Below are 5,162 nucleotides of genomic sequence, written 5' to 3'. Positions count from 1 at the left end.
GTCGTCGCGGACGTGTCCGGGTACCGCCAGGCGATGGCGCGTCCCGCGCTGCGCCGCGCGGCCGTCGCGGGCTCCGGGGAGCGGGACATCTTCGCCGACCCGGACGACCTCTCCACGGAGGGCCCGACACCCCGGGCGCTGTTGTTGTCCGTGCGGACCGGACCGGTCGCGGACACCGCCCGCCACCAGGCCGGGGAGATCCTGACCTCGGCCGATCTGCTGGCCCCCGCCGAGGAGATCTCGGCCGACGAGGCGGGCCGCGCGGCCGTACTGGCGTTGCGACTCGAGATCGCGGCGCTGTATCTCGGCCTCGCGGCGGGAACGATCGGAGGCACCGGCCACGCCGCACCGGTGACCGTCTAGCAGCCGGCGCGACCGAGCGACCAGGCCCGAGTGACCAGGCCGGTGACGACAGCCGGCGAGGAGTTGAGTTGACCGTGGAACTGCTGCGGAACGCAGTCCGGCCCTATGCGTGGGGTTCCCGGACCACGATCCCGGAGTTGCTGGGTCGGCCCGCACCGGCCCCCCACCCGGAGGCGGAGCTGTGGGTGGGCGCCCATCCCGGCGACCCCTCCCACGTCGTCGACGCCGACGGCATCGAACACAACCTGCTCGACCTCGTGGACGGCGACCCGGAAGGACAGCTCGGCCCCCGCTGCGCGGCGCGCTGGGGCGGAAGGCTGCCGTTCCTGCTCAAGATTCTGGCCGTCGAGGAACCGCTGTCGCTGCAGGCGCACCCGTCCGCCGAGCAGGCCGCCGAGGGATGGGCGCGGGAGGAGAAGGCGGGCATCCCGCGCGACGCCGCCCACCGCAACTACCCCGACTCCACCGCAAAGCCGGAGCTGGTCTGCGCACTGACCGAGTTCCACGCCCTCGCCGGGTTCCGCGATCCGCACCGGACGGTTCGGCTGCTGCGGGCGATCGACACGCCCGGCCTCACGAAGTACACCGACCTGCTGGCCGCCCAGCCCGATGCGGACGGGCTGCGCACCCTGTTCACGACGTGGATCACACTGCCACAGCCCACGCTGGACCGGCTGTTGCCCGAGGTGCTCGACGCGTGTGTCCGGCATGTCAAGGAGCAGGGAGAGTTCGACACCGAGTGCCGCACCGTGCTCGAACTCGGGGAGACACATCCCCACGACGCGGGCGTGCTCGCCGCGCTGCTGCTGAACCGGCTGACCCTGCGGGAAGGGGAGGCGCTGTACCTGCCCGCGGGCAATCTTCACCTGTACCTGCACGGGACGGCCGTGGAGATCCTGGCCAACTCGGACAACATCCTGCGGTGCGGGCTGACGATGAAGCACGTGGACGTCCCGGAACTGCTGCGGGTGGTCGATTTCGCCTGCGGCGACATGCCGGTGCTGACCGGCGGGAGTCCGGACGGTGACGGACGGGTGGCGGTGTACCACACCGACGCCACCGAGTTCGAGCTGTCCCGCCTCGAATGGTCCTCCCACGAGCGGGCCGGGGTCCGCCTGGACGGCACCGGTCCGGAGATCCTGCTGTGTACGGCGGGCGAGCTGCTGTTGTGCTCCGAGGACGGCACCAAGGTCGAGTTGCGGCGGGGGCAGTCGGTGTGGCTGCCCGCCGCCGACCCGGCCGTGGAGCTGCGTCCGGTCGGTGCGGCACCCGCGCGGGTCTTCCGCGCCACCGCGGGTACCTGCACCTGACCGACCCCGGGGTGTCCGGATCGTCCCGCATCGTCCCGCGGAGTCCGGACCGGCCGCGGTCACCCGTGTGGGGCCGGACACACCGTGGCCGTCCGTTCTCCCGGCGTCGCGGTGGCGCATCGTGTTCGGCTCTAGACTGCCCGGGTCCGGTGGTGAGACGAGACACGGAGGGGGACACGCATGGCGGCCGACGGGGGAACGAGGGCGATCCTGGCGGCACTGTTCGCGAACGCGGGGATCGCTCTGGCCAAGTTCGTCGGGTTCCTGATCACCGGCTCGTCGTCGATGATCGCGGAGTCGGTGCACTCGGTGGCGGACACCTCGAACCAGGGACTTCTTCTGCTCGGGCAGAAGACGGCGAAGCGCAGAGCGACCCGGTTGCACCCGTTCGGGTACGGGCGGGACCGCTACTTCTACTCCTTCGTGGTGGCGTTGGTGCTGTTCACCCTGGGGTCGGCGTTCGCGCTGTACGAGGGCGTGCACAAGGTGGGCCACGCCGAGGACCTCGACTCGCCGCTGGTCGCCGTGGTGATCCTGCTGGTGGCGATCGCACTGGAGACCTACAGCTTCCGCACGGCGATCGTCGAGTCCCGTGCGATCAAGGGAGACAGGTCCTGGTGGGCGTTCATCCGGCAGGCCAAGACCCCGGAGTTGCCCGTCGTACTGCTCGAGGACGCGGGTGCGCTGTTCGGACTGGTGTTCGCGCTGTTCGGGGTCGGACTGGCCGTGGTGACCGGCAACCCCGTGTGGGACGGCGTCGGCACGATCATGATCGGGATCCTGCTGGGGATTATCGCCCTCGTCCTGATCGTGGAAATGAAGAGTCTGCTCGTCGGCGAGGGCGCCGGAGACCGCGAACTCGAGACGATCGTCGAGCGGCTCGCCGACGGGGACGAGGTCGAGCGGGTGATCCACGTCCGGACCCAGTACCTGGGCCCGGACGAACTGCTGGTGGCCGCCAAGCTGGCCCTGCGACCGGGGCTCGAACTGGCCGCGGTGGCGGCCGCGATCGACGGGGCGGAACACCGCGTCCGTGCCGAGGTGCCGGCCGCCCGGTTGATCTATCTGGAGCCGGATCTGTACCGCGTGCCGGTGTGAGGGGCGGCGAATCGCGTCCGAGGTTGCGAATCGGACGCGATTCGCACCGGCTGCGGTAAAGGATCGGAGTCGATCCGGTCACCGAAAACGCGGGGCGGGCTGTCCGGGCCACCCGCGTATTAGGGTCCTCCCGGACCATGCCAAGATCATGGCCCCCCTGATCAGTTCCTCCTTTCCGTACCCGGAGTGCCGAATGTCCCTGATGTCGAGGTTCCGTCCCCGCACCGTCGCCGCCGGTCTGGCGTGCGGCCTGCTCGTCGGCACGGCCACCGCCACCGCGGGTGCCGTCGCCGCGGAGGAGCAGCCCGGCGAGGACCCCCGCGCGGTCGCGCACGGCGGCAACACGACGACGTGCGAGGAGTACGAGGGCGGCATCCTCGTCAGCTACGGCGACGACGGGGATGTCGAGAACGTCCCGGAACTCGTCTATGAACGGGGCGTCCCGGAACAGAACCGTTTCGTCGACATCACCGAGGTTCCCGAGCGCACCGAGGTCACCGCGATCGTGGTGAAGGGTGCCAACGGCTACAACGTCTACAAGCCCGGTGAGAACGGGTTGCCGGGCGAGCCGGCGTGGACGGATCTGCGGGCCCCGCTGAACGGCGGCGGCAACATCCCGGCGATCAGTCACTGGTTCGCCTGTGGTTACCAGCCCACCGAAACGACGTCCGAGACCCCCACCTCGGAGCCGGACGAGCCGACGCGGGACGACGGGCCGGACGCACCGGGTACCTCGTCCGGCCGGCCCACCACCGGGACGGAGCCGGGCGGGGAGACCCCGACCGGGACCGAGGTGACCACGACCGGGACCGGCGGTTCCGGCACCACGCCGCAGACGACCGAGACCACGGTGTCCCCGGTGAACGAGAACGACGACCTCGCCTCCACCGGCTTCGGCAGCGGCTGGCTGATCGCTCTGGGAGCAGCGCTCCTGCTCGGCGGCGGCGCACTGCTGGCTCTCACCCGCATCCGCCGCTCCAGGGGCTGAGCGACCCGGGCTTTCCCGTGAGGGGCACATTCCCTGCGTCCGGCGCAGGGAATGTGCCCCTCACTGCGTCACACGCAGGGAAAGTGCCCTTCACGGTCTCCCGGACGGGGGAGAGGTCGGGACGCCCGCCGCGCCGCCCGCGGTCTCGGGGGGTGGTGGGTGGTGCGGTGGGGGTTCCAGGCCGGCCGCGAGGGTGACCGCCCGGTCCCACTCCGGGTCGACGACGTAGTCGGCGTGCCTGCGGAGCCCGGCCACCCAGCGACGGGCCTCCGTGGGCTCCGGCATCGGGTCGGGCAACCAGTGGTCGCCGCCGAGAACGAGCACCCCCGGCTCGTTCCGGAACGCGGCCGGAAGAGGGCCCACGCTGCCGTCGGGGAGGTATCCGACACCGAGCAGGGCGCCGTCGGTCACCTGGTGACGCCAGGTGGTGGCGCCCCCGCCGAAAGTGTCCGTACCGCGGCACAACCCCCGCCAGCGCTGACCGAGCATGCCGTACAGGCGGGCGAGGCCCGGATGGGCGAACACGGCCGGGAACGCCCGCTGGTACCCCCACTGCAACGGCGCCCCGGCGGTGACCAGCCCCAGGCGGTCCCGCTCGGCGGGGGACAGGTCCGCGGCGAGTCGGCCCGCGGCCATCACGGCGAGCAGGCCGCCCACGTGGTAGCCGGCGAGGACGACCCGGCGTTCCGGATCCCGCAGCTGGCCGCGCGCCCGTTCGGCGAGTTCGGGAACGGCCTTGACGGCGTAGGACGGGGGGACACCCGGGTGGGCCGCACGCGGCCAGAAGCACACCAGGTCGGCGAAGGCCGCGAGATGCCGCCCGTGCCGGGGTGCCGTCGCCGAGGTGTACACGGCGCGCAGCAGGCCGGCAGCGAGCAGCCCGAGGGCGAGCACACCGGCGCCGGACAACGGATCCAGCGCCGGGGGGACGTCGACCCCGGCGACCCGCAGGGCGACCAGCACCGTGGCACCCGCGCTGAGGGCGAGCGCGATCCCGAGCACGACCCGGTGCAGATACTTGCGTTCCCATCCGGCCCGGGCCCAGGCGTCGGCGGCCTCCCGCCGGTCCCGCGCCCGGATGCCCATCAGCCGGAGGATCTCGGGCACCCCGCGCCGCGCCCGCCGGAACGGCACCGCCACGGCCACCCCGAACAGGCCGACCACGGTGCTCAGAGCGAGTCCGCCACCCCACAGCAGGGTCACCAGGTCGTAGCCCTCGGGCAGGTGCAGCTCCGCGTCGAGCAGGTGGCGGGCGGTGACGGCCAGCCCCGCGCCGAAGCCGCCACCGAGCAGGGTCGCCAAGGCCACCGTGGGGGCGGCCAACCACCCGCCCGCCCACGGCCGGAGCCGTGTCGGCAGGTCGGCCCACCTCCGCCGGGCGAGCAGCGTCGTCGGGATCAGCA

3 protein-coding genes and 2 pseudogenes are annotated in these 5,162 nt (G+C 72.3%); 4 read left to right on the top strand and 1 reads right to left on the bottom strand.

The features are described 5' to 3' along the window. The 4 genes and pseudogenes from SACHA_RS0100975 to SACHA_RS0100960 form a co-directional block, all read left to right on the top strand. Positions 1-363, top strand: a pseudogene (locus SACHA_RS0100975) (hypothetical protein); the annotation flags it as partial. Between the two features lie 68 nt (positions 364-431). Continuing rightward, entirely contained in the window at positions 432-1,673 is a 1,242-nt protein-coding gene (gene manA / locus SACHA_RS0100970; RefSeq protein WP_020628574.1) for a mannose-6-phosphate isomerase, class I, read from the top strand. A 180-nt stretch (positions 1,674-1,853) separates the two neighbouring features. Next, a complete protein-coding gene (locus tag SACHA_RS0100965; RefSeq protein WP_019806476.1) occupies positions 1,854-2,771 on the top strand; it encodes a cation diffusion facilitator family transporter in 918 nt (305 codons plus the stop codon). 202 nt (positions 2,772-2,973) lie between these two features. Continuing rightward, complete coding sequence (locus tag SACHA_RS0100960) at positions 2,974-3,759, top strand: LPXTG cell wall anchor domain-containing protein (protein ID WP_332253511.1); 786 nt, start codon at positions 2,974-2,976, stop codon at positions 3,757-3,759. A 90-nt stretch (positions 3,760-3,849) separates the two neighbouring features. Here the strand turns inward: SACHA_RS0100960 and SACHA_RS19630 are convergent. Beyond that, positions 3,850-5,162: pseudogene (locus SACHA_RS19630) on the bottom strand (hypothetical protein); the annotation flags it as partial.

This window comes from Saccharomonospora halophila 8 (genome assembly GCF_000383775.1).
Taxonomy (GTDB): domain Bacteria; phylum Actinomycetota; class Actinomycetes; order Mycobacteriales; family Pseudonocardiaceae; genus Saccharomonospora; species Saccharomonospora halophila.
Note: the sequence above shows the minus strand (reverse complement) of the source record. Positions and strands in the feature narration are given on the sequence as shown.

Bases quoted from the DNA above. Each gene is read 5' to 3' on its own strand.
- SACHA_RS0100965 (WP_019806476.1), top strand. From the start codon at position 1,854: ATGGCGGCCGACGGGGGAACGAGGGCGATCCTGGCGGCACTGTTCGCG.
- SACHA_RS0100960 (WP_332253511.1), top strand. From the start codon at position 2,974: ATGTCGAGGTTCCGTCCCCGCACCGTCGCCGCCGGTCTGGCGTGCGGC.